Here is a 1,628-nt window from a genome sequence, read left to right on the forward strand (position 1 = left end):
GCGGTGCGGGAAAGATCTTGGCCAGTTTGCGGAGGTTCTGGGCGGTGGCGGCGAGGAGGAATTCGTCGTTTGCGCCGCATGGGCCACGTAATCGGAGCCGACCCAGGCCGAGAATGCGTTTGAGGTGGGCGAAGAGCATTTCCACCTTCTTTCTGAGCTTCATTGAGATGTCGTACTGGCGGGTCTTGGCAATGTCTCGAGCCACCTGGCGGGCGTCTTCTGTTTCTTCGCGGCTGATCTTGCGGGCATCCGCGTTGGGGCAGCACTTGGTTTTCGATGGGCAGACCTGACAGACCTCTTTCAGAGCGCGATAGCGAGCGGTGCCCTTGCCCGTCGGACCGCGGTTGGGGTCTGAGTAGTTGCGGCGGAACTGCTTGAGGGCGTGACCTTCGGGACAGATGTATTGGTCATTCTCAGCATCCCATTCGAAGTCGGCGCGGGTCCAGGTGCCGTCATTGCGACCGGACTTGTCGAACACCGGGATATGCGGCGCAATCTTGCGATCAACCAGCCAGCCCAGAAGTGGGCCGGTGCCATAGGCGGTGTCCGCGATTAGTCTCTCCGGATGCAGATCGAACCGTTCCTTTACTCGGTTCAACATGGTCTTGGTCGATCCGACCTCAGCCTGACGGATTGATCTGGTGGCTTCGACGTCGATGATAACTCCGTGATCTGTATCGATCAGGTAGTTGTCGGAATAGCTAAAGAATGCAGGGCCTTTGCGGGCTGCGGTCCATTGGCTCGCCGGATCGGAATGCGATGTGAACTTGGGCTGAACCTCGCTGGCAGCGCCGAACGCAGCCTCGTCCAGCGTGTCGAGATACTCGCGGACGGCGCGGGGCGCGTCGGTCGGATCAACGGTTGAGGCGTCCCACTCTTCCTTCGGCGTTGAGTTCTGCTTGTTGGCATCGGCTTCGATCAAGCTTGCATCGATGGCCATACGCTGACCGCTGACGAGGCCTTCCTCAATGCTGTGTGCCACGGTCATCTCGAACAGGTAGCGCAGCAGTTCGCTTTCGCGGAACCGCCCATGCCGGTTCTTCGAGAATGTGGAATGATCCGGCACACGGTCGTTCAGATCGAGCCGACAGAACCACCGATAGGCTAGGTTCAGATGAACCTCTTCACAAAGCCGCCGCTCGGACCGGATCCCGAAGCAGTAGCCCACGAGTAGCATTCGGATAAGCAACTCGGGGTCAACCGAGGGGCGTCCAGTATGGCTGTAGAACTCCGCCAGATGCGACCGGATGCTGCCAAGATCGACGAACCGATCAATCGAGCGCAGCAGGTGATCTTGCGGGACATGATCTTCCAGCGAGAACTCGTAGAACAACGCCGCCTGCGCTTCCTGCCTCGGTCCCATCATCGCCAATTCCTCCCTACAGGACGAATTGAATCAGCGACTTACCACTCAATCAACCAAGAGTTTTTCAACGAAATACGCCGATTCTGTGGAAAAACAACGTGTTGCGGACGCAGAAAGTGGTGTGCTGAACCGAGCGCGAGTGCCTTTCTGATCAGGCTTTACGTGTTTGCTGCGGTGCGGGAAAGATCTTGGCCAGTTTGCGGAGGTTCTGGGCGGTGGCGGCGAGGAGGAATTCGTCGTTTGCGCCGCATGGGCCACGTAA

At 58.4% G+C, this 1,628-nt stretch carries 1 protein-coding gene; it reads right to left on the reverse strand.

Annotated features, from left to right (window positions below; genetic code table 11):
- Positions 1 to 1,366, reverse strand: a 1,366-nt coding sequence (locus tag ACR0CG_RS23780; RefSeq protein WP_480527969.1) for an IS1182 family transposase, incomplete at its 3' end; no start/stop codon positions are given.
- Between the last annotated feature and the right edge of the window lie 262 nt (positions 1,367 to 1,628).

Source organism: Ruegeria sp. AB8 (assembly GCF_056542605.1).